This window comes from Candidatus Thiodubiliella endoseptemdiera (assembly GCF_964212635.1).
GTDB classification, from domain to species: domain Bacteria; phylum Pseudomonadota; class Gammaproteobacteria; order PS1; family Pseudothioglobaceae; genus Thiodubiliella; species Thiodubiliella endoseptemdiera.
On sequence record NZ_OZ156463.1, the window covers coordinates 682,556 to 708,052 of the forward strand.

General features: G+C 35.4%; 15 protein-coding genes. 7 read left to right on the forward strand and 8 right to left on the reverse strand.

The genetic code is table 11. The features are described 5' to 3' along the window. The first annotated feature begins 50 nt into the window (after positions 1–50). From AB8525_RS03635 to AB8525_RS03645, 3 genes are read left to right on the forward strand one after another with little or no spacing between them, the layout of a single operon-like run. Positions 51–2,183 (forward strand): filamentous hemagglutinin N-terminal domain-containing protein, encoded by a 2,133-nt coding sequence (locus AB8525_RS03635; RefSeq protein WP_369178687.1) that lies wholly within the window; start codon positions 51–53, stop codon positions 2,181–2,183. Beyond that, positions 2,167–10,701, forward strand: a complete 8,535-nt coding sequence (locus AB8525_RS03640) for a hypothetical protein (RefSeq protein ID WP_369178689.1) — start codon at positions 2,167–2,169, stop codon at positions 10,699–10,701. Before AB8525_RS03635 ends, AB8525_RS03640 begins: the two co-directional genes overlap by 17 nt. Further along, positions 10,694–11,326 (forward strand): hypothetical protein, encoded by a 633-nt coding sequence (locus tag AB8525_RS03645; protein ID WP_369178691.1) that lies wholly within the window; start codon positions 10,694–10,696, stop codon positions 11,324–11,326. The genes AB8525_RS03640 and AB8525_RS03645 overlap by 8 nt, the downstream gene beginning before the upstream one ends. A 142-nt stretch (positions 11,327–11,468) precedes the next feature. On the opposite strand, the gene AB8525_RS03650 is transcribed toward AB8525_RS03645, so the two are convergent. From AB8525_RS03650 to AB8525_RS03665, 4 genes are read right to left on the reverse strand one after another with little or no spacing between them, the layout of a single operon-like run. Continuing rightward, positions 11,469–11,582, reverse strand: coding sequence for an IS3 family transposase (locus AB8525_RS03650; protein ID WP_369179003.1), 114 nt, complete (start codon positions 11,580–11,582; stop codon positions 11,469–11,471). A 44-nt stretch (positions 11,583–11,626) separates the two neighbouring features. Then, complete coding sequence (locus AB8525_RS03655) at positions 11,627–12,046, reverse strand: IS3 family transposase (RefSeq protein WP_369178693.1); 420 nt, start codon at positions 12,044–12,046, stop codon at positions 11,627–11,629. Beyond that, positions 12,012–12,455 carry an IS3 family transposase gene (locus AB8525_RS03660; protein WP_369178695.1) on the reverse strand — a complete coding sequence of 148 codons (444 nt, stop codon included), beginning with the start codon at positions 12,453–12,455 and terminating at the stop codon, positions 12,012–12,014. Before AB8525_RS03660 ends, AB8525_RS03655 begins: the two co-directional genes overlap by 35 nt. A 59-nt stretch (positions 12,456–12,514) precedes the next feature. After that, positions 12,515–12,841, reverse strand: coding sequence for a transposase (locus AB8525_RS03665; protein WP_369150253.1), 327 nt, complete (start codon positions 12,839–12,841; stop codon positions 12,515–12,517). Between the two features lie 387 nt (positions 12,842–13,228). Between AB8525_RS03665 and AB8525_RS03670 the strand changes: the two genes are divergently transcribed. Further along, a complete protein-coding gene (locus AB8525_RS03670; protein ID WP_369178697.1) occupies positions 13,229–16,450 on the forward strand; it encodes a DUF637 domain-containing protein in 3,222 nt (1,073 codons plus the stop codon). After that, a complete protein-coding gene (locus AB8525_RS03675) occupies positions 16,443–17,075 on the forward strand; it encodes a hypothetical protein (RefSeq protein ID WP_369178691.1) in 633 nt (210 codons plus the stop codon). Before AB8525_RS03670 ends, AB8525_RS03675 begins: the two co-directional genes overlap by 8 nt. Positions 17,076–17,219: 144 nt before the next feature. Here AB8525_RS03675 and AB8525_RS03680 read toward each other — a convergent pair whose 3' ends face one another. The 4 genes from AB8525_RS03680 to AB8525_RS03695 all read right to left on the reverse strand — a co-directional run bounded on the left by AB8525_RS03680 (position 17,220) and on the right by AB8525_RS03695 (position 19,175). After that, positions 17,220–17,333 carry an IS3 family transposase gene (locus AB8525_RS03680; RefSeq protein WP_369179003.1) on the reverse strand — a complete coding sequence of 38 codons (114 nt, stop codon included), beginning with the start codon at positions 17,331–17,333 and terminating at the stop codon, positions 17,220–17,222. A 44-nt stretch (positions 17,334–17,377) separates the two neighbouring features. Next, entirely contained in the window at positions 17,378–17,797 is a 420-nt protein-coding gene (locus AB8525_RS03685; RefSeq protein WP_369178693.1) for an IS3 family transposase, read from the reverse strand. Then, positions 17,763–17,909, reverse strand: a complete 147-nt coding sequence (locus AB8525_RS03690) for a hypothetical protein (RefSeq protein WP_369149988.1) — start codon at positions 17,907–17,909, stop codon at positions 17,763–17,765. Before AB8525_RS03690 ends, AB8525_RS03685 begins: the two co-directional genes overlap by 35 nt. Before the next feature lie 81 nt (positions 17,910–17,990). After that, positions 17,991–19,175 (reverse strand): IS3 family transposase, encoded by a 1,185-nt coding sequence (locus tag AB8525_RS03695; RefSeq protein WP_369150786.1) that lies wholly within the window; start codon positions 19,173–19,175, stop codon positions 17,991–17,993. Between the two features lie 355 nt (positions 19,176–19,530). On the opposite strand from AB8525_RS03695, the gene AB8525_RS03700 reads away from it, so the two are divergent. Both AB8525_RS03700 and AB8525_RS03705 read left to right on the forward strand, forming a co-directional pair. Then, complete coding sequence (locus AB8525_RS03700) at positions 19,531–23,298, forward strand: AAA family ATPase (protein WP_369178699.1); 3,768 nt, start codon at positions 19,531–19,533, stop codon at positions 23,296–23,298. Between the two features lie 185 nt (positions 23,299–23,483). Then, on the forward strand, positions 23,484–25,481 hold the full coding sequence (locus tag AB8525_RS03705; RefSeq protein ID WP_369178701.1) for a DNA methyltransferase: 1,998 nt from the start codon (positions 23,484–23,486) through the stop codon (positions 25,479–25,481). Positions 25,482–25,497 lie beyond the last annotated feature (16 nt).

Below are 25,497 nucleotides of genomic sequence, written 5' to 3' on the forward strand. Positions count from 1 at the left end.
AAATGCTACTATTTTTAAAAAAAATATTCCTAATCTATTTTGCTGCATATTTGGCATTTACGCCTTTAGTGGCTTATGGTGTACCACTTAAAATAGACGGCTCAACCAATACCACATTAGACAAAGCTCGTAATAATGTTCCTATTGTTAATATTGCCAATCCTAATAGCAATGGATTATCGCACAACAAATTTATTCATTACAATGTTGGTAGTGAAGGGTTAATTCTTAACAATTCAAAGCAAACTAATATTAATACCCAACTTGGCGGTATTATTTTTGGTAACAAAGGTCTAACCAATAACGCAACACTCATTTTGAATGAAGTTACTAGCACGAGTCGCTCTAGTCTAAAAGGGTGGACTGAGGTAGCGGGTCAAAAAGCAGATTTAATCATTGCCAATCCTAACGGTTTAACTATTAATGGTGCTGGCTTTATCAACACCAACAACATTACTTTAACCACAGGCAAATCAACCTTTGACAACAATCAATTTAATGGTTTCATTGTGAATGGCGGTGATGTCCTAATTGAAGGCACAGGTTTAGATACAAGTAATCAGGATAGTGTGAATGTTTATAGTCACTACCTGCAACTTAATGCGGGTATTAACGCTAAAAACATTAACATTAAGTTAGGTAAGAATATTATTAATGAAAACGGCAGTATTACCCAATCAAGTAATTCGGGGCAAGTTCAAAATTTATTGCTTGATACATCTGCATTAGGCGGTATGTATGCCAATCGAATTACCCTTGTAGGTACTGACCAAGGCTTAGGGGTTAATCTACCACCTGAAGTATCAGCCTCTACTAGTGGTATTTTTATTGATAACAAAGGTAATATATCTTTACAAAAAATGAGTGCAAAAGGCGATATTCAAATCACCTCAAGTGATGAAGTAAGCGTTAAGGGTAATCTTTATAGCGAACAAGCCTTAGATATTCATGCAGATCACAAAATTGATGTAATACAAGGCATTGTTTCAGCAAAAAATGTTATCAATATTAGTAGTGAGAAACTCAACAATCAATCACAAATTATCGCAGGTTTAAATGCAGATTTAACCCAGAATAGCCATGGGATATTAAACATAAATGCTACCAAAACCACCAACCAAGGCATCATCCAAGCCGTTACCAACCTTAACCTAGCTACTAACGAACTTAACAACCAAACAGGTGGTAGCATTGTTGCAGGTAATGATTTAAGCATTAAAAAGCATCTAAACAGCAATGGCAATATCAACAATACTGCAAGTAATCTAATCACCAACGCAGGCACACTGCATGCCAATAACAACACTATTCTTGCAACCACACTTAACAACTCAGGCGATATTACCGCAAGTAAAGATTTAAACATAACAGCCACCGATATTAGCGCCACAGGTGGCGAGATAAATGCCAACAATACCAATATCACTGCCAATAACTTAACCAACACCAGTACCAACATCTTAGCAGTCAAAGACATTGATTTACAAATCGCCAACCTTTTAACAAATAACGGCAAAATCCAAGCCAATCAAACCCTAAACTTAAACGCCAAGACCTTAGATAACCAAAAAGACATTATTGCCACTAATATGACAGTAATCACCGATGATATAACCAACTCTGGCAACATCTCAACAGTCAATAATTTAACCATTAACAATACCAACAAACTCACCAGCACTGCTGGCAAAATCCAAGCAGACAACCAATTCACATTAACAACCCATGAACTTGACAACCAAGCCAATATCGTTGCTAAAAACGCCAACATTACTGCAACTACCAAAACCACTAACCAAGGCGTCATCCAAACCACACAAGATTTAAATCTAGTCACCAATGAACTTAACAACCAAACAAGTGGTAGTATTGTTGCAGGTAATGATTTAAGCATTAAAAAGCATCTAAACAGTAATGGCAATATCAACAATACTGCAAGTAATCTAATCACCAACGCAGGCACACTGCACGCCAACAATAACAACACTATTCTTGCAACCACACTCACCAACACCAACGGCAACATCAGTGCAAGTAAGGATTTAAACATAACAGCCACCGACATAACAGCCACAGGCACAAACACAAAAATCAGTGCCAACAACACCAACATTACTGCCAGCAATCTAAGTATTACTGACACAGCCCTATTAGCAGTCAATAAATATGCTATTGAATATTAGCAACCTATTTACTAATCAAGGCACAACCCAAGCCAATCAACAACTTGATATAAGTGCTAAAACTTTGGACAACCAAAAAAGCATCACGGCCAACAACCTAAACATCAATACCGATGACATTACCAACAATGGTAACTTGTTAAGTGCTAATAATCTTGTTATTAACAATACCAACAAACTCACCAACACCGCTGGCAATATCCAAGCAGACAACCAATTCACACTAACAACCAATGAACTTCACAACCAGTCCAATATCATTGCTAAAAACGCCAACATTACCGCAACCACTAAAACCACCAACCAAGGCAGCATCCAAGCCACACAAAATATAAACCTAGCCACCAATGAACTAGACAATCAAACAGGCGGTAGCATCATTGCAGGCAACAACCTCAACATTAAAAAATCTTTAGACGGTGCTGATAACACCAAAACCAATCTCATCACTAACGCAGGCACACTGCATGCTAATAACAACCAAAGCATCATTGCTAATACACTGAACAACTCAGGTGATGTTACGGCAACAAACGAACTGAATATTGCGGCTACTAATATGACCGCCACAGGTGGCAAGATAAGCGCCAATGATACGAATATTACTACAACTAACAATCTAAGCATCACTGACACAGCCCTATTGGCGGTCAATAATATGCTATTAAGCATTAGCAACCTATTTACCAACCAAGGCACAATCCAAGCCAATCAACAACTTGATATAAACGCTAAAACTTTGGACAACCAAAAAGACATCACAGCTAACAACCTAAACATCAATACCGATGACATTACCAACAGTGGTAACTTGTTAAGTGCTAATAATCTTGTTATTAACAATACCAACAAACTCACCAACACTGCTGGCAATATCCAAGCAGACAACCAATTCACACTAACAACCAATGAACTCAACAACCAAGCCAATATCATTGCTAAAAATACCAACATTACCGCAACCACCAAAACCACTAACTCAGGCACCATCCAAACTACACAAACACTCAACCTAGCTACTAATGAACTCAACAACCAAACGGATGGCAGTATCATTGCAGGCACCGACTTAATTATTAAAAAACATTTAAATAGTCATAGTAATGGCAATAGTGACAGCAATAGCAACGACACCAAAACTAACTTCATCACCAACCAAGGCACACTGCACGCTAACAATAACAATACTATTCTTGCAACCACACTTAACAACTCAGGCGATATTACCGCAACAAAAGAACTCAATATTACAGCCACTGACATAACAACCACAGGTGCGAATACAAAAATCAGCGCCAACAACACTAACATTACTACCAACAATCTAAGCATTATTGACACAATTTTGTCTGCTGTGAATAACATCAACTTACAAATTGCCAATCTATTAACCAACCAAGGCAAAATCCAAGCCAATCAAACCCTAAACTTAAACGCCAAGACCTTAGACAACCAAAAAGACATCATTACCACTAACATGACAGTAACCACCGACGATATAACCAACTCAGGTAATATCTTAACAGTTAATGATTTAACCATTAACAATACCAACAAACTCACCAACACTGCTGGCAACATCCAAGCAGACAACCAATTTACACTAACAACTAATGAACTTGACAACCAAGCCAATATCATTGCTAAAAATGTCAACATTACCGCAACCACCAAAACCACCAACCAAGGCACCATCCAAGCCACACAAAATATAAATCTAGCCACCAATGAGCTAGACAATCAAACAAATAGTAGCATCGTTGCAGACAATGATTTAAGCATTAAAAAGCATCTAAACAGCAATGGCAATAGCGACAATACTGCAAGTAATCTAATCACCAATGCAGGCACATTGCATGCTAATAACAACCAAAGCATTTTTGCTAATAGACTAAACAACTCAGGTGATATTACGGCAACAAACGAACTGAATATTACGGCTACTAATATGACTACCACAGGTGGCAAGATAAGTGCCAATGATACGAATATTACTACGACCAACAATCTAAGCATTACTGACACAGCCCTATTAGCAGTCAATAATATGCTATTAAGCATTAGCAACCTATTTACCAACCAAGGCACAATCCAAGCCAATCAACAACTTGATATAAACGCTAAAACTTTGGACAACCAAAAAGACATCACAGCTAACAACCTAAACATCAATACCGATGACATTACCAACAGTGGTAACTTGTTAAGTGCTAATAATCTTGTTATTAACAATACCAACAAACTCACCAATATTAGCACCACAACCAACACAGGCACCATTCAAGCTGACAATTTATTAACGCTCAACACCAATGAACTTGACAACCAAGCCAATATCATTGCTAAAAATACCAACATTACCGCAACTATCAAAACCACCAACCAAGGCACCATCCAAGCCACACAAAATATAAATCTAGCCACCAATGAACTAGACAATCAAACAGCTGCAAATATCATTACAGGCAACAATCTCAACATTAAAAAATCCCTAGACAATACTGATAACACTAAAACTAACCTCATCACCAACGCAGGCACACTGCACGCCAACAATAACAACACTATTCTTGCAACCACGCTCACCAACACCAACGGCAACATCGGTGCAAGCAAGGATTTAAGCATAACAGTCACCGATATTAGCACCACAGGTGGCGAGATAAATGCCAACAATACCAATATCACTGCCAATAACTTAACCAACACCAGTACCAACATCTTAGCAGTCAAAGACATTGATTTACAAATCGCCAACCTTTTAACAAATAACGGCAAAATCCAAGCCAATCAAACCCTAAACTTAAACGCCAAGACCTTAGACAACCAAAAAGACATCATTACCACTAACATGACAGTAATCACCGACGATATAACCAACTCAGGTAATATCTTAACAGTCAATGATTTAACCATTAACAATACCAACAAACTCACCAACACTGCTGGCAACATCCAAGCAGACAACCAATTCACACTAACAACCAATGAACTTGACAACCAAGCCAATATCATTGCTAAAAATACCAACATTACCGCAACTATCAAAACCACCAACCAAGGCACCATCCAAGCCACACAAAATATAAATCTAGCCACCAATGAGCTAGACAATCAAACAGATAGTAGCATCGTTGCAGGCAACAACCTCAACATTAAAAAATCTTTAGACAGTATTGATAACACCAAAACCAACCTCATCACCAATGCAGGCACACTACATGCTAATAACAACCAAAGCATTTTTGCTAATACACTGAACAACTCAGGTGATATTACGGCAACAAACGAACTAAATATTACAGCCACCAATATAACAACCACAGGCGCAAACACAAAAATCAGTGCCAACAACACCAACATTACTACCAACAATCTAAGCATTACTGACACAGCCCTATTAGCAGTCAATAATATGCTATTGAATATTAGCAACCTATTTACTAATCAAGGCACAACCCAATCCAACCAAACTCTAACACTCAATGCTAAAACTCTAAACAATCAAAAATACATAATCGCCAATAATGCAACATTAACAACTGAAGACATAACCAATAGTGGCACAATTCACGCTAAAAACAACTTAACAATTGCTACTAATAATTTAGATAATAACAATCAAATATCCAGTGATAACACTTTAAGCATAACTAGCGTTAATAATCTTAATAATCAAAATTCTAAAATTATCGCTTTAGGCGACATCACTATTAAGGCAAATAACTTTAACAATCAAAATGCCAAGTTAATTGCTTATGGTGCTAGTAATGTTGATATTGAACAAAACATTGATAATACGAATGGTGATATTAGTGCTAAATCTATGATATTGGATACTGATAGCATTGATGTCAACAACTCTAAAATTTATGCCAATAAAGATTTAAAGATTATCATTCCACACCTTAATAACACTGTTGGCTCCAATATTGGCAGTGGCGGTGATTTAACCATTGATGCTAAAGATTATATTATTAACAACGCTGAGTTAACTGCTAATGGTAATTTTGACTTAATCACCCAAGGCGACTTAACCAACAATAATCTTATCTCTAGTGAAGGTGCATTAACCATCAACGCAGATAATCTAACCAATAACAAAACCATTAGTGGCGGTACTGGTAATAGTAATATTAACATCACAAGTGATGTTATCAACCATTCAAGAATTAGCAGTAAAGAAAACCTAAATGTAACCGCACAAAATATTACCAATAACGGCTTTTTTAATGCCGCACAAGATTTAACTTTAACCACAAGTAACAACCTAACCAACAACCAAACCCTATTCTCAGGCAACGATATGAAGCTTTATGTTGTTAACAAGCTAAATAACACCGAAGATGCTAATATCTTTGCTTTTAACAATCTAACCATTGCCAAAGATGCAGACAATAACAAAACCAACAAGGTTATTAATGACAAAGCCACGATTCAGACTTATCAGGGAAATATCAATATTTATGCGAAATCACTTGAGAACAAGACCGACATACCCAGTGTAACAGGTAGCTATGATGCAAGTACTCAAACAATAACAGGAGGAGAAACAGTCTCAGAAGATACTGTAACCAATGATTGTGGTAGCAATTGTAAAGATGTGAAAACTACAACTGTTGAAAGAGTGATTTTAAATAGCAACCCTAAATCTGCACGGCTTAATTCAGGTAGTAATATGAATTTAACTGTGGACAGTATTAAAAATCAGTACTCATTAATTAGTGCTGCAGGAGATATGCATTTGGCTTCGCAAGTAGTGGACAATGATGCATTACAAATTGTTGAATTAACAACAATCAGTACGGCAAAGTATCGCAATCAGCGTTTTTGCAAAAAAAGATTTGTTATATTTTGCACCTCTCATGGTAACCGACAAGTTTATGCAGGAACCTCTATCGACAAATCCAGAAAAATTATCCAAACCATCGCCTCCACTATCCAAGCAGGCGGAAGCATCACTGGCAACATCAACAACCTAAACAACGGCAACATCAACAGCGGCGTTTCTGTCTCCACCACCCCTAGTCAAACCCAAACCACAACCACAACTGCCAATACCCAGTCTATTGCCCAGCAAGATAATAATGTTAATGTTCAAACAGTAACCACCCAAACCCAAACCACCAACACTCAAGCTGTTACCAACACCGCCATCAACACCCAAACTCAAACTACCAACCAAAAAGCTGTTACTAAGGATGAGGTGAACACCCAAACCCAAACCACCAACACTCAAGCTGTTACCAACACCGCCATCAACACCCAAACTCAAACTACCAACCAAAAAGCCGTTACTAAGGATAAGGTAAACACCCAAACCCAAACCACCGACACTCAAGCCGTTGCCAATAACAAAGTAGATACCCAAACCCAAACCACCAACACTCAATCTACCAACCCAACCATAGTCACCCAAACCCCATTACCCATCACTCTACCCACTGGCACCACAGGTTTATTCGTCCAATCCCAAAACCCACAAACAGACTACCTCATAGAAACCAACCCAGAGTTCACTCTTTATAATAACTTTATCAGTTCTGATTACTTACTCAAACACATTAACTTTAACCCTGATAAAACACTCAAACGCATCGGCGATGGCTTCTACGAACAAAAACTGATTAAAGAACAACTTTTACAACAAACAGGCAGAAGATTCCTAACCAAAGACATCACTAGTGATAACGCCCAATACCAACAATTGATGGACAATGCCATCACCCAACAAAAAGACCTAGAACTCTCCCCCGGTATTAGCCTTACCCCTGAACAAATTGCACAACTCACCCAAGATATCGTCTGGATGGAACCTCAAACCATCACCCTAGCCAACGGCACAACAACCCAAGCCCTAATCCCAAGAGTTTACATAGCCAACACCCATCAATACCAAGTTGAAGGCAGTAAAATCATTGCAGGCAAAGACATTAGTCTTACTGTTAACCAACTCAAAAACACAGGTCTCATCAAAGCAGGAGACAACCTCTCAGTTAGTGCATTAGACAACATCCTCAACCAAGGTGGCACCCTGCAAGCAGGCAACACCCTAACCCTACTTGCCAACAACGACATCAACAACATTAGTGCCAATATCCAAGCCAAAAACATCACCCTCACCAGCATCAACGGCAACATCAACAACATCCGCTTTGAGAAAAATGTAGATTACTCACAAGGCTCTACCAAAGACACCAAAAAACTCATCGGCGAACAATCCAACATCATCGCCAACAACATCACCCTAACCACCAATAAAAACATCAACCTTGCTGGCTCAAACCTAAACACTGATAACAAACTAGATTTAAATGCTAATAATGTTGTCTTAACCACCACCCAACAAGTAGGCGACTTTTACTCAGGCAATAGCAAAAACTACCTCAAAGAAAACTCAACCACCAACCTTAAAAGCCAAATCAAAGCCACTGACATTAACATCAGCGCTAACGAACAAGTTATCATCAAAGGTGCAAACCTCCAAGCAGACAACCAAATCAACATCCAAAGCAAAGCCCTAAACATTGCCTCAGTCAAAGACACCACGAACACCCAACTCCACTCAGAATCAAAAGGCGGTTTGTTTGGTGGCGGGCACAACGATACCACCACAACCAGCACCACAGATAACATCCAAAGCACCCTCCAAGCCAAAGACTTAATTATTACTAATAAAATTACCCAAGTCCAAGCCTCCAAACTCCAAGCAAACACCATCAAAATCACCACCGACCTACTCAACCTAGTCTCAGACAAAGACCTAGACTTCAAACAAATCCAAACTGAATCATCAGGCTTTTTAACCAAGACCATCACCGACAAAGGACACAACAAACAAACCAAAGTCATCGCAGTAATAAAAGCCAAAGACAAACTCAGTATTAATAATCAGCAATTAACCAATAATCAACTAACCAACAAACGCTTAACCAATAATCAGTTAGCCAATACCCAACTAACCCCCACTCAAATACAACAACTCAAACAACTTAGTTCAGCCGATGCCCTCAACACCCAACTTAGCCAACAACTCAAAGCCCAAGGCATCACCCTAAGTGATGTCAACATCTCCAACAAAAACTGGGATGAATCCACCACCACCCTCAGTGGACTAGGTGCAATTATTGTCCAAGTAGCTGCTACTGCTCTGACTGGTGGCACTGCCAATGGCTTCATAAACGCCGCTATGGCAAGTGTAAAAACACAATTAGCCGCAGCCGTACTTACCGCAGGCATCACTGGCAACAGTCTAGCGATTGACCCTAAAGCCATGCTAAAAACTGCATTAACAGCAGGTGCTAGTCAATATACCCTAGACCAATACGGTGCAAAAACACTAAACGCAAAAGGCGTTGAAACCACCAGTTACAACCCCAATGTAGACTTCAACACCAACTTACAAAACGGACTACAAAACACCGCCATAACAACAGCAGTAAGCACTGCTATTAACGGCGGCTCTCTAGCAGACAACCTTAAAACCAATCTAGCAAGCAGTGTTTTAACAACGGGGCTTGCCAAAGGTGCCAACCTAATAGGCGACAACAAAGTCAACCTAGGAGAGATAGGACACAAAGCAGCCCATGCCGCACTGGGTTGTGCAGGAGCAAAGATACAAGGTAAGGATTGTGGCAGTGGTGCGGTTGGGGCGGTTGTTGGGGAGGTTATTGCAGAGCAAGTTGGTAAGTATCAAGGCAAAGACATTAGCAAAATGACTAAGGCAGAGTTTGATCAATACAAGAAAGACACGACTGCTTTAGCGAGAGTGGGGACTGCTGTTATTGCTCAAGGTTTGGGTAAGGATGTTGGGACAGCTGATCAAGCGGCTAGTAATGCGGTTGAGAATAATTTTATTATTCATGTACCTGGAACATTTTCATCTAAAAAAGATGTGGAAAAAAGCTTTACTGATAAACTAAAAGATTTTTTTAATGATGACAAACTAGAGGTAATAGCTCTTGGTAAAAATGGAGAACAGAACCTTGAAAACAACAAACCATCAAGAGAGCAACTTGCAGAAAAAGTAACAAATAAAATAATTCAAGAACTAAAAAATAACCCCAATGAACCAATTTACCTATCAGGACACTCTCATGGAGGTAATGTGCAAAAATTAGTAACAAATAAACTAGTGAATCAAGGATACGCTCAAGTAATTGATGGTGGATTATTTTTATCAACGCCTAATAGAGATGATTATAAAATAAATTTTGATGCTTATAAACCTAAGGCTAGAATCATTAACGCTTCTGACAGGAGCGATATAATTCAAAGACTAGGAGGAATTGACAATATTGGTTTAACTGAAAAAGACAGAAAAAATTTCCCTGCAAAACAAACCATAGACAACAATCCAAAAGTAATCAACGTTGAAATTGAAGTATCTAATAAAGTTGGAATTGGGCATTTTGTCAGCCCTGTAATATCATTGATTAAAGATGCAGTATATGGCGATCATGTGGACACGAATAGCAAACAAGCACTCGATAAAATTCAAACAAAGTTAAATGAGTAATATATTGGTTAAAACCCTAAAAGATGATTATGACATATTATGGCCATCTTTTTTTGCGGTTGTCGTTTGTTTGTTTACAGCGTTTTTAGCTTTTGTAAATAATTATGATTTAGATGAAGGATCTCATTATTTAATATTTTTTATCAGTTTAATTGCAAATTTTGCTATATATTGGATTTTATTCATAATTCAAATTTATATTGTAGTTGAAGAATATTTTTTTATTAAAAAACACCAACTGTTTTTTATTTTTTATTTTTTATTTTTTATTTTTTATTTTTTATTTTTTATTTTTTATTTTTTATTTTTTATTTTTTTTCCAAACTCAATTCAGAACTTAATATTAAGTGGATTAATGCTAATATACCAAACATTCGCAGTGTTATTTTTATTGAATTTTTTATATGAAATTCTTTTCAAAACTAGAAAAATTATTTCTAAATACTCATTCGTTTTTTTTATCGCTATCAGTGATTTTTTTTTAAGATATATATTTAGTGGTACACTGTATTTAAATATAGATAGCCCATACTATCAAGATAATTTATTTTTAATTTCATTGACCGCTATGCTAACTTTAACGCTCCTTCTTTTAACCAAAAGCCATCCGAAAGCCCTAAATTAGGGTCAGAGTTCGGTTCCCCCACTTGACTGGACACCACTTCAATAAATTATACCCTTGTTCTTTTTGATTGAACAATGGGGTTGGGGGGGCTTGCCCCCCCAAATTAGCGAAGCCAACCCAACTTAAGCCTAAAAGGCTTTTGTTAAGTTGGGTAATTCTCCTTATAAAACGCTTGTTCATAATCATTGGGTGAATAATAACCAATCGTTGAATGTCGTCTAATCTTGTTGTAAAACACTTCAATATATTCAAAGATTGCACTTGTTGCTTGCGCTCTGGTTTGGTAGGTTTGTTGATTGACTAGCTCGCTAGCTCGGTTTTGAGTGTGTTAAAAAAGCTCTCAGCGACTGCATTATCATAGCATTCTCCTTTTCTACTCATGCTTTGGGTAATGTTATTTGCTTTAAATAATGCTAAATACTCATAAGCCCTGTAAGTAGAGCCTTGATCTGAATGCAGCAATACTTGCTGTTGTCTTGGCTTGTTTTTGATTGCCATGCTCAGGGCGTCAATTACGAGCGCTGTGTCATTATTCTTGCCCATTGACCAACCAGCAACTTTGCGTGAGTATAAATCAATCACAGTTGCTAAATACAACCAACCTTGCTGCGTCCAAACAAAGGTAGTGTCGCTTACCCATTTGCTATTGGGTGTTGTTGCAATAAATTCCCTGTTCAGTATATTATTAGAGACCTTTGCATAAATAGGGATGATTAGCAAAATGACAGATTTTATTAAATTGGAAATTTTTTAAATCCACTCCTAGCAGGGCTAAGGGTGTTTTTAAAAAGTTTGTAATTTGATGAAAGATGGCGTTTTGATGATTATTCATATTTATGCAAAGGTCTCTATTAGCAAAGTTAATATTGTTTCTAGGTATTTTTGCCTTTTTATGGCGAATACTAAAATGGGCATATATGTTGTTTTTGTTCATCAGCCTCGCCACCTTATTCAGGCTAACCTTAACGCCTTGGGCTTTTAGTTCGTGATAAATCCTAGGCGAACCATAGGTTTGCCTACTATTTTTAAAGGCTTGAATGATTTGTAATACGATTTTATCGTTCTGCCTACTTCTAGGTCTTTGTGGTGTATGCTTCCAGTAGTAGTATCCGCTCTTGGATACCTGCATACAGCGACACAAAACAGTGATTGGGTAGTTTATCGCCTCTGAGGCGATAAACTTAAATCTTAACTGTTTTGACCTTTGAAGAAGGCTTGAGCCTTTTTTAGGATTTCTACCTCCATTTGAGCCAGTTTAAGGTCTTTTGCAAGTTGTTTGTTTTGCTTTAATAACGCCGAATGTGTTGCTTTGTGATGTGCTGTGTTGGCAGTATCGGCGGTTCTTTTAAAGGCTTTATCTTGTTTTTGATTCAATTCAATCCTCCATTTGTAGATCATGTTTCTGCGTAAACCTAAATCTCTTGCAAGCTGTGCAATGCAAGTATTTGGTTGATTTGCTAGTGCTAGGGTTTCTAGTTTAAAGGCTTTGGTGAAGGCTGTGTATTTTCTTGTCATTTTGGACTCCTAAATGTTAAAATTTAGTGTCCAGTTTATTGGGGGAGTTTCAGAGTGAATAATTAGGGTCAGAGTGAATAATTAGGGTCATGAATAATTAGGGTCAGAGTGTAATTTATTCAAATAATTAGCAAAAAAATAATGGGGATAGGCTACTTTATAACCACAAAAATACAATCCATATCCAATCCAACCCAAACCCAGTTAAAATACCTCCATGTTCAAAAAACTGCTAATCACCTATTTCTCCCTCTACTTAGCATTCAGCCCAGTCGTAAACGCAACCATCCAAACCCAAAAAAAATAATGGGGATAGGCTACTTTATAACCACAAAAATACAATCCATATCCAATCCAACCCAACCCAAACCCAGTTAAAATACCTCCATGTTCAAAAAACTGCTAATCACCTATTTCTCTCTCTACTTAGCATTCAGCCCAGTCGTAAACGCAACCATCCAAACCCAAACCACCAACACTCAATCTACCAACCCAACCATAGTCACCCAAACCCCATTACCCATCACTCTACCCACTGGCACCACAGGTTTATTCGTCCAATCCCAAAACCCACAAACAGACTACCTCATAGAAACCAACCCAGAGTTCACTCTTTATAATAACTTTATCAGTTCTGATTACTTACTCAAACACATTAACTTTAACCCTGACAAAACACTCAAACGCATCGGCGATGGCTTCTACGAACAAAAACTGATTAAAGAACAACTTTTACAACAAACAGGCAGAAGATTCCTAACCAAAGACATCACTAGTGATAACGCCCAATACCAACAATTGATGGACAATGCCATCACCCAACAAAAAGACCTAGAACTCTCCCCCGGTATTAGCCTTACCCCTGAACAAATTGCACAACTCACCCAAGATATCGTCTGGATGGAACCTCAAACCATCACCCTAGCCAACGGCACAACAACCCAAGCCCTAATCCCAAGAGTTTACATAGCCAACACCCATCAATACCAAGTTGAAGGCAGTAAAATCATTGCAGGCAAAGACATTAGTCTTACTGTTAACCAACTCAAAAACACAGGTCTCGTCAAAGCAGGAGACAACCTCTCAGTGAGTGCATTAGACAACATCCTCAACCAAGGTGGCACCCTGCAAGCAGGCAACACCCTAACCCTACTTGCAAACAACGACATCAGCAACATTAGTGCCAATATCCAAGCCAAAGACATCACCCTCACCAGCATCAACGGCAACATCAACAACATCCGCTTTGAGAAAAATGTAGATTACTCACAAGGCTCTACCAAAGACACCAAAAAACTCATCGGCGAACAATCCAACATCATCGCCAACAACATCACCCTAACCACCAATAAAAACATCAACCTTGCTGGCTCAAACCTAAATGCTGATAACAAACTAGATTTAAATGCTAATAATGTTGTCTTAACCACCACCCAACAAGTAGGCGACTTTTACTCAGGCAATAGCAAAAACTATCTCAAAGAAAACGCAACCACCAACCTTAAAAGCCAAATAAAAGCCACTGACATTAACATCAGCGCTAACGAACAAGTTATCATCAAAGGTGCAAACCTCCAAGCAGACAACCAAATCAACATCCAAAGCAAAGCCCTAAACATTGCCTCAGTCAAAGACACCACGAACACCCAACTCCACTCAGAATCAAAAGGCGGTTTGTTTGGTGGCGGGCACAACGATACCACCACAACCAGCACCACAGATAACATCCAAAGCACCCTCCAAGCCAAAGACTTAATTATTACTAATAAAATTACCCAAGTCCAAGCCTCCAAACTCAAAGCAGACACCATCAAAATCACCACCGACCTACTCAACCTAGTCTCAGACAAAGACCTAGACTTCAAACAAATCCAAACTGAATCATCAGGCTTTTTAACCAAGACCATCACCGACAAAGGACACAACAAACAAACCAAAGTCATCGCAGTAATAAAAGCCAAAGACAAACTCAGTATTAATAATCAGCAATTAACCAATAATCAACTAACCAACAAACGCTTAACCAATAATCAGTTAGCCAATACCCAACTAACCCCCACTCAAATACAACAACTCAAACAACTTAGTTCAGCCGATGCCCTCAACACCCAACTTAGCCAACAACTCAAAGCCCAAGGCATCACCCTAAGTGATGTCAACATCTCCAACAAAAACTGGGATGAATCCACCACCACCCTCAGTGGACTAGGTGCAATTATTGTCCAAGTAGCTGCTACTGCTCTGACTGGTGGCACTGCCAATGGCTTCATAAACGCCGCTATGGCAAGTGTAAAAACACAATTAGCCGCAGCCGTACTTACCGCAGGCATCACTGGCAACAGTCTAGCGATTGACCCTAAAGCCATGCTAAAAACTGCATTAACAGCAGGTGCTAGTCAATATACCCTAGACCAATACGGTGCAAAAACACTAAACGCAAAAGGCGTTGAAACCACCAGTTACAACCCCAATGTAGACTTCAACACCAACTTACAAAACGGACTACAAAACACCGCCATAACAACAGCAGTAAGCACTGCTATTAACGGCGGCTCTCTAGCAGACAACCTTAAAACCAATCTAGCAAGCAGTGTTTTAACAACGGGGCTTGCCAAAGGTGCCAACCTAATAGGCGACAACAAAGTCAACCTAGGAGAGATAGGACACAAAGCAGCCCATGCCGCACTGGGTTGTGCAGGAGCAAAGATACAAGGTAAGGATTGTGGCAGTGGTGCGGTTGGGGCGGTTGTTGGGGAGGTTATTGCAGAGCAAGTTGGTAAGTATCAAGGCAAAGACATTAGCAAAATGACTAAGGCAGAGTTTGATCAATACAAGAAAGACACGACTGCTTTAGCGAGAGTGGGGACTGCTGTTATTGCTCAAGGTTTGGGTAAGGATGTTGGGACAGCTGATCAAGCGGCTAGTAATGCGGTTGAGAATAATTTTATTATTCATGTACCTGGAACATTTTCATCTAAAAAAGATGTGGAAAAAAGCTTTACTGATAAACTAAAAGATTTTTTTAATGATGACAAACTAGAGGTAATAGCTCTTGGTAAAAATGGAGAACAGAACCTTGAAAACAACAAACCATCAAGAGAGCAACTTGCAGAAAAAGTAACAAATAAAATAATTCAAGAACTAAAAAATAACCCCAATGAACCAATTTACCTATCAGGACACTCTCATGGAGGTAATGTGCAAAAATTAGTAACAAATAAACTAGTGAATCAAGGATACGCTCAAGTAATTGATGGTGGATTATTTTTATCAACGCCTAATAGAGATGATTATAAAATAAATTTTGATGCTTATAAACCTAAGGCTAGAATCATTAACGCTTCTGACAGGAGCGATATAATTCAAAGACTAGGAGGAATTGACAATATTGGTTTAACTGAAAAAGACAGAAAAAATTTCCCTGCAAAACAAACCATAGACAACAATCCAAAAGTAATCAACGTTGAAATTGAAGTATCTAATAAAGTTGGAATTGGGCATTTTGTCAGCCCTGTAATATCATTGATTAAAGATGCAGTATATGGCGATCATGTGGACACGAATAGCAAACAAGCACTCGATAAAATTCAAACAAAGTTAAATGAGTAATATATTGGTTAAAACCCTAAAAGATGATTATGACATATTATGGCCATCTTTTTTTGCGGTTGTCGTTTGTTTGTTTACAGCGTTTTTAGCTTTTGTAAATAATTATGATTTAGATGAAGGATCTCATTATTTAATATTTTTTATCAGTTTAATTGCAAATTTTGCTATATATTGGATTTTATTCATAATTCAAATTTATATTGTAGTTGAAGAATATTTTTTTATTAAAAAACACCAACTGTTTTTTATTTTTTATTTTTTATTTTTTATTTTTTATTTTTTATTTTTTATTTTTTATTTTTTATTTTTTATTTTTTTTCCAAACTCAATTCAGAACTTAATATTAAGTGGATTAATGCTAATATACCAAACATTCGCAGTGTTATTTTTATTGAATTTTTTATATGAAATTCTTTTCAAAACTAGAAAAATTATTTCTAAATACTCATTCGTTTTTTTTATCGCTATCAGTGATTTTTTTTTAAGATATATATTTAGTGGTACACTGTATTTAAATATAGATAGCCCATACTATCAAGATAATTTATTTTTAATTTCATTGACCGCTATGCTAACTTTAACGCTCCTTCTTTTAACCAAAAGCCATCCGAAAGCCCTAAATTAGGGTCAGAGTTCGGTTCCCCCACTTGACTGGACACCACTTCAATAAATTATACCCTTGTTCTTTTTGATTGAACAATGGGGTTTGGGGGGGGCTTGCCCCCCCAAATTAGCGAAGCCAACCCAACTTAAGCCTAAAAGGCTTTTGTTAAGTTGGGTAATTCTCCTTATAAAACGCTTGTTCATAATCATTGGGTGAATAATAACCAATCGTTGAATGTCGTCTAATCTTGTTGTAAAACACTTCAATATATTCAAAGATTGCACTTGTTGCTTGCGCTCTGGTTTGGTAGGTTTGTTGATTGACTAGCTCGCTAGCTCGGTTTTGAGTGTGTTAAAAAAGCTCTCAGCGACTGCATTATCATAGCATTCTCCTTTTCTACTCATGCTTTGGGTAATGTTATTTGCTTTAAATAATGCTAAATACTCATAAGCCCTGTAAGTAGAGCCTTGATCTGAATGCAGCAATACTTGCTGTTGTCTTGGCTTGTTTTTGATTGCCATGCTCAGGGCGTCAATTACGAGCGCTGTGTCATTATTCTTGCCCATTGACCAACCAGCAACTTTGCGTGAGTATAAATCAATCACAGTTGCTAAATACAACCAACCTTGCTGCGTCCAAACAAAGGTAGTGTCGCTTACCCATTTGCTATTGGGTGTTGTTGCAATAAATTCCCTGTTCAGTATATTATTAGAGACCTTTGCATAAATAGGGATGATTAGCAAAATGACAGATTTTATTAAATTGGAAATTTTTTAAATCCACTCCTAGCAGGGCTAAGGGTGTTTTTAAAAAGTTTGTAATTTGATGAAAGATGGCGTTTTGATGATTATTCATATTTATGCAAAGGTCTCTATTAGCAAAGTACATTACCCCAAAACCTCAAACAACTTTCTAAATTTTCTTATATAGCAAACCCTAAGAAGCCCTCTTCTTTTTCTGATTCAATTTTATACTTTCTTGATACACATCCATTGGTTTTTTATATTTCAATGTTTCATGGAATCTTTGGTGATTATAAAACTCAATATAATCATCTACATCCGTGGTTAACTCACTGATAGTTTGGTATTCGTTTAAATAAATCCTTTCACATTTAGCACTTCTCCAGAAGCGTTCAATGCAGATATTATCTGTGGCTCTGCCTTTGCCGTCCATTGAGATAGTAATACCCAGTTTTTTGAGTCGCTTGGTGTGCACCTCACTGGTGTATTGACTGCCTTGATCGGTATTAAATATCTCTGGGTGCGGGTATTTTTCTAAAGCATCGTTGAGTACGCTCATCACTAACTGTGAATCCATTGTGTTGGATATTCTGTGTGATAAAACAGCCTTGGAATGCCAATCAATAATAGCAGCCATATACACCATACCTCCCGCAATCTTAATGTAGGTGATGTCTGTACTCCAAACTTGATTAGCGTGGTTAATACCAAGACCTCGAAGCTTATAACTGTATTTTTTATGTGCTTTGATTGGTATGGCTGTATTAACCTGTTTAACCGCTAACACCGCTTTTAACCCCAACGCTTGGCGATAACGAGCCACTGTGTTTAAACTTACCTTGTAACCGTCTTCAAGTAGTTGTTGATGCACTTTTTTCTCACCGTAAATAGGTATTTGTTCAAACACCTTGGTGATATGAGATTTAATTTTATCTTTACGCACATTGGTACGCGGTGTGTAATATAAGCCACTCCTGTTAATGCTCAACAGTTGGCATTGTTGATTAATTGATAAAGGTTGTGTTGCAGATGTTGAAGACGGCTTGAAGTCAACTAATTGTTTAAGATTAGATAAGCCCAAGCTTTTTAGCTTTTTTGCTAACCATTCCTTCTCTACGGTTACCTTGCCTACCAGAGCTGTTAAGCGCTCATTTTGTTTTTGTGATTTAACAAGCTCTTCTTTGTATTCTTTAACCGCCTTGGATGGCTCCATGGCAATTTCAGCATTAGCAAGGAAGGTTTTCTTCCAGTTTTGTAGGTTTTGTGGAAGGATGTTATGCTTGCTAGCAATCTGCACCAAGGTGCTTTCATTTTGTAATAACTCAAGCACTAATTTTGTTTTAAATGCTGAGGTGTATTTGGTTCGTTTTTTACTCATTTTTTTACTCCGATTTTTTTTGTTTAGTTTAACGGGTTTGAAATAAGAAAGTTTAGATTGTTGTCTGAAATTGTTGGGGTTTTATATTTTGAACCATTGGAATAGTTATGAAATATTGAATTTATGATACTTGTTTTGATATGAAAGTAAATTTTTTAGTTAATAAGCCAGTTGGATTTTGGAGAAACGGCGGCATAAAGCGTTAATAATATTTTTGTAAAAGTAATAAAATCCTTATTAGAACTAACTTATTTTACTAAACTGTAATAATTCGTAGAATTATTATGACAAATTTAGTTTTAATTTGATCCTTTATATTGATAGAATATCATTGCCTTTAATAGTTATTAAAAAAATGTCCAAAATTAACCAAATAGAAAAATCATTAAAAGAAATTGACGCAACAGTTTTTCATAAACTAATGGATGCTTATTTAGCAAAACACTATTCATATAGCATAGTTTCGAATGGTGCCAAGTTAGGAGAAAATAAACCGAAAACAGGCACACCTGATAGTTATGTAAATTTAGAAAATGGTAATTATATATTTATAGAATATACAACTCAAAAAACTAGTATTGCAAATAAGTTCTTACAGGATTTGGGCAAATGTTTTGAGGAGGAAAAAACAGGTATTCCTGTAAATAAAATTGAAAAAATAATACTTGCTTGCAATTCAGATTTAAATCCTAGTGAAGTTGAAAACTTAAAAGCCAAATGTACAGAACAAAATATTGATTGTATGGTCTTAGGAAACTCAACAATTGCAAATAAACTATTTAATAATTACTCAAACATAGCGAAAGAATTTCTAGATATCTCAATTGATACAGGGCAAATATTAGACTATGACGATTTTATTAAAAATTATAATTCAAATAATTTCTCTACCTCTTTAAACACTACACTTTTATGCAGAGAAAAAGAATCTGAGGACTTACATGCGAGTATCAAAAATTCGGCTATAGTTTTGATAACAGGTGTTGCAGGTATAGGAAAGACCAAGCTAGCACTTGAGGTTTGCAAGGAATACTCTAAAAAAAACAACTTTTTATTTAGATCTATTTTAAACAGAGGTGCAAACATTTTTGATGATATGGTTTCATATTTTGATGATGAAAAAAAATCTTATCTTGTTTTGATTGATGATGTTAATAGAATTCATACTGCCCTGGAATATATTCAAAATTATTATGGTGAAAAACTTAAAAATGGCAGTATTAAAATAGTTGCCACTGTAAGAGATTATGCAAAAAATCGAGTTTTACAAACAATACCTTTAAAGTTAAATTCATCCGAATTTGAATTACAGGCATTAAATGACGACTCTATTACACAGATTATAAAAGATGAGTATGAAATTACAAATCCTAGCTATCTTGAAAGAATTGTTAACATATCACAGGGAAACCCTCGTTTGGCTTTAATGGCTTCATCTATAGCAAAAGAAAAAAATAATTTAGATGCCTTATACAATGTTACATCGTTATATGATGAATATTTTTCAAATATAAAAAAGGATTTAGAAATCTTTAGCAAGGATAGTCTTTTGTTAACTATTGTGATTGTTTCATTCTTTAGGGTTGTGGACAAAGAAAATCAAGAGCAATTCAAATTAATTGAAACTATTTTTAATATACCATCAAATGATTTTTGGAAAGATGTTGAAAAACTACATAATCTTGAAATATTTGATTTATATGAAAATAAAGTTGTAAAAATATCAGATCAGATATTATCTACATATTTATTTTATAAAATAGTATTTTTCAATAAAAAAATACCAATTGATACCTTTTTAGAAAATCTTTTTCCTCAATATAAAGCAAAATTTACAGATATTCTTAACCCTCTTTTAAATATTTTTAACTCCCAATATATTGTTGATTCACTCAAAGAACCTGTAAACAATCTATGGAAAAAATGTTTAAATAACGAACAAAATTTATATCGTGTGATGGATGTTTTTTGGTATTTGAAGCAAACAGATATTTTGATTTACTTTAGAGAGAAAATTAACAATATTGCAAATGAAGAGTTTGATATAAATTCTCTTGATTTTTGGACAAGGAGAAATACAAATGTCATAAATGATGAAATATTAAAGCAACTTGTAGTTTTTCAATACGACAACGCACAAACTATAAGTCCAATCACCCAACTTATTCTCACTTATTTTGAAAAAAGACCGTCAATTTTTTTAGATACACTACAAATTTTAGCCGATGAGTATGGTTTCAAATATGAAAGTTATCGTCGGGGATACGAGAAAGAAAAGACTTTATTGGAGACTGTTTGGCAAAATTGTAGTAATGGCAAAAATGAACTTATTTGTAAATTATTCATTCAAATTTGCAAAGAGTTTCTTAAAGTCGAATTTCAAGATAGTAAATCTAAAGGTGTGCAATTTACGTTACAACACTTTAAACTACAAGAGACCGATGAACTGCAAAAAATTAGAAATAGTATATTTAAACACTTGTCTATTCTGTATAAAGATAGTAAATATCAAAACGACATTATACGATTAATTAAAGATTACCCATCTAAGGTGTATTATTCTCAATATGGACTTTCCGAAGTAGAAAAATGGGATAGCGAAAATATCATACAATTTATTCAGACTAACTTTGACCCTAATATTTATAAACATACAAAAGCTGCCAATGAATGTTTAGATGGATTTGATAGGTGCAATATTTTATATGAATCAAGCATTCGTAATAAATTTCAACATCCAATATACGAGCTAGAAAAAATTATAACGCTAGACATGGCTGAAATTGCTTTAGAGGAGCCTAGAAACAAAGATGAAAAGACTGATTGGGATGAAATTAAAAAAGACAGGCTAGCAAAATTAGTGAAAAACTATGATTTACTTGATTGGGAATTGTTATTTGATAGGTGTTATACGATTTTTAATAATAGTAGTGATAATTACAAGATTCAAGAAAATTTAGCAGATTTATTTTGTATACTAGCTAAACAAAACCAATTGCTATACGCTCAAGTATTTGAAAAATATCTTGAATTATCAAACCCATTTAGTATCAACCAAAACCCTACGGATTTAATCGATATTTTAGGCAAAGAACATGCTTATAAACTCCTGCAAAAATATTCTTATAATTTAAAAAACTCTTGGTTGTTTAGATTTTTTCAGTATCTTTCAAATGACCTAATTGACAAAAATGATATTAAAGAAATACTAAATCTTTATCAAAATTCTGAATTGCAATCTATACCGCTTCATGTAAATTTTTTAGAAAATTATCTTTCTATTGAGCCAAATATTTTTGTTAAGGTTGCCCATGTTTTAATAGATAGGGCTAATAGTGAAAATGAATACTTTATAAATGGGATTGAAAACTTTTTTAATTCACATTCAGGTATATCCAAACATTTAGAGATGTATTTTAGAAATGATTTAGAATTGTTAAAACAAGCTTATTTATTATGCGTAAATAAAAGCCAATATTTTGATTATAGTTCAAGTGCTTTAAATAAACTTGTTACTTTAGATAGTTCTTTTTTAGAAAAATTTATTCATAAAAAATTTGAAAAAAAAGATGTTATTAGTTCACACAATATACATATTGATTTGAAAATATTTTGGTCAAGGGATGATTTTGAAGCAATTTTTTTCAACATAATAGAAACAATTTTTGATATTTCTAAATCTAAAAAAGTGTGGCGAAGTGGCGAAATATTAAAAAGCTTCTTATCATGCCCGCAAGGTAGCGAAGATATTCAAAGTAAAATAGATCATATTACAAAGAAATATATTGCTGAATTTTCAAAAGATGAAAATAAAATGGTGTTTATTTTTGAATTTATTAGCGAACTTTCGCATGGAAACAGAAAAGAGTTTATAGCCTATTTTTTACAAAAAAATGACTCATACAAGCTCTTTAAAAAGCTTTCATTTGAGCCTAATGTTTTTGTATCTTCGGGTAGCCGCGTTCCATATTTACAAAAAGACAAGGAATTTTATACATCGTTAATTGGATTCACATCATCAATAAATTTTTTAAAACATAAGCGGTATTTAGAGCAACAAATTGCATATATTGAGCAACAAATAAATAGTGAAAAGAAGAGGGATTTTATGGAGGACTATTAAATTTTAAAATCCATCAATCACCTCTCAAACAATCTCATCATATCATCAATTATCAATAAAAAAATAATGGGGATAAAAAATAATGGGGATAAAAATAATGGGAAAAATAATGGGGATAGGCTACTTTATAACAGACTGTCCAGCGGTAAAAAAATGGACGGGTTGGACAGGTTGGACGGTATAAAATGCAATTTATATTTCTGGAATATCAAACAAAAATGAAATTTAACGAACAACTAGAGCAACTGTTAAAAACCCTTGATAAATTCACTGATAAAGAAGGTGTTTTACTTAAGCAAAACATTAAAGACGCTAGCGAAAAGTTCGATACTAATTTAATTAAACTCTTGCTAAACGATAAAGACACAAAAGAACATTTTTTTGATGAAATAGACAATGCTACTATCTTTAATTATCGTAAGTTTATTGATTATATTGATGATAAAGATTTTCTGATTGATAGTTATACTAAGTTTTCTAATAAAGTTGGTTTAACAATATCTAACAAACATATTCAGCAGATTAATGATGTTGTTTTATCCTTTCCATTTAAAGATTGTGTGCTTGAGGGCGGGCAAAGTAAAGACGACGAAAAACGCAAAGAGATATTTTTTAATGAGGTTTTAGCCAAAGATGAGATTAACCGCCTTTTGGATAAAAAAGTGATAACCAGTGCTAAAAAATATACCCAAAAAGGCGTGAGTGCTAAAGTGCAATTTACCCGTGATAAAAACGGCACAATTAAAGACAATCTCATTATTAAAGGCAATAATTTATTAGCCTTACACACACTGAAAAGCAATTTTGCAGGCAAAGTTAAACTCATCTACATTGACCCACCTTATAACACAGGCAACGACAGTTTTAATTATAACGATAATTTTAATCACTCAACTTGGCTAACTTTTATGAAAAATCGCCTTGAAGTGGCAAGGGAATTGTTAAGTGAGGATGGGGTTATTTTTGTGCAGTGTGATGATAATGAACAGGCTTATTTGAAGGTTTTGATGGATGAGATTTTTGGACGTGATGAATTTGTCTGTAATATGATATGGGAGAAAAAAACAGGTGCATCTGATGCTAAAGAAATTGCTGTAATTACAGAATTTAGTATTTTATACGCTAAAAACAAAAATAGCCTTTCTCTTACAAAAAACACAAAATCTTATGATATTAATAGATACAGATTGAAAGATAAATATGAAAAAACAAGGGGTGCTTATTACATAGATAATTTAGATAGAGGCGGACTTCAATATTCAGATTCTTTGAATTTTGGTATTAAATGTCCAGACGGCTCCATTTCTTTCCCAAATGGCAGAAAATCATATGTTAACGATGGCTGGATTTGGAAGTGGAGTAAAAATAAAATTTTATGGGCAATAGAAAATAATTTTTTAGAATTTAGAAGGTCAAAAGATAAAAAAAGCGGATGGTCTGTTTGCTATAAAAACTATTTAAAAGTTGACAACAAAAATAATCCAGTATCAAGGTCTGCACCACATAAAAATTTAATTCAAGGTGTTTTAAATACCCATGCATCGTCAGAAATTATAAAAATATTCGGGAGTAAAATATTTAGTCACCCAAAACCAGAGGAATTATTGCAAAAAATAATAGAATTATCCACCCAAAAAGGCGATATAGTCCTAGACTACCACTTGGGCAGTGGCACAACTTGTGCGGTAGCCCATAAAATGGGACGGCAATATATCGGCATTGAACAAATGGATTATATTGAGGATATTGCCGTTAAAAGAATGCAAAAAGTTATCGGCGAAACCGTTAAAAAAGACGGCGAATTATTAGAAAGTATTGAGTTTGATAATGGCGGTATTTCTAAAAGCGTTAATTGGCAAGGTGGCGGTGAATTTATTTATTTTGAACTTGCTAAATACAATCAGTATTTTATTGATGAATTATCTATTGCCACGGATAAGAACATCTTAAAACTTTATGATGAAATAATCGATAAAGCCTTTTTAAATTACGATGTTGAAAGTGAAAAATTAGCACAAGAAAAAGGCGAATTTAAAACGCTTAGCCTTAGCGAACAGCAAGAATTTTTAATCTCAATTCTTAATAAAAATCAACTGTATAAAAATCTATCAGAAATTGATGATAAAGATTTAAAAGTAGATGAAAAAACCAAAACACTAAATACCGATTTTTATGGTAAATGATATAGAAAAGTTTGCA

Coding starts and splice junctions, on each gene's coding strand:
- AB8525_RS03640 (WP_369178689.1), top strand. CDS start 2,167: ATGCTATTGAATATTAGCAACCTATTTACTAATCAAGGCACAACCCAA.
- AB8525_RS03645 (WP_369178691.1), top strand. CDS start 10,694: ATGAGTAATATATTGGTTAAAACCCTAAAAGATGATTATGACATATTA.
- AB8525_RS03660 (WP_369178695.1), bottom strand. CDS start 12,455: ATGCAGGTATCCAAGAGCGGATACTACTACTGGAAGCATACACCACAA.
- AB8525_RS03665 (WP_369150253.1), bottom strand. CDS start 12,841: ATGACAAGAAAATACACAGCCTTCACCAAAGCCTTTAAACTAGAAACC.
- AB8525_RS03670 (WP_369178697.1), top strand. CDS start 13,229: ATGTTCAAAAAACTGCTAATCACCTATTTCTCTCTCTACTTAGCATTC.
- AB8525_RS03675 (WP_369178691.1), top strand. CDS start 16,443: ATGAGTAATATATTGGTTAAAACCCTAAAAGATGATTATGACATATTA.
- AB8525_RS03690 (WP_369149988.1), bottom strand. CDS start 17,909: ATGAATAATCATCAAAACGCCATCTTTCATCAAATTACAAACTTTTTA.
- AB8525_RS03695 (WP_369150786.1), bottom strand. CDS start 19,175: ATGAGTAAAAAACGAACCAAATACACCTCAGCATTTAAAACAAAATTA.
- AB8525_RS03700 (WP_369178699.1), top strand. CDS start 19,531: ATGTCCAAAATTAACCAAATAGAAAAATCATTAAAAGAAATTGACGCA.
- AB8525_RS03705 (WP_369178701.1), top strand. CDS start 23,484: ATGCAATTTATATTTCTGGAATATCAAACAAAAATGAAATTTAACGAA.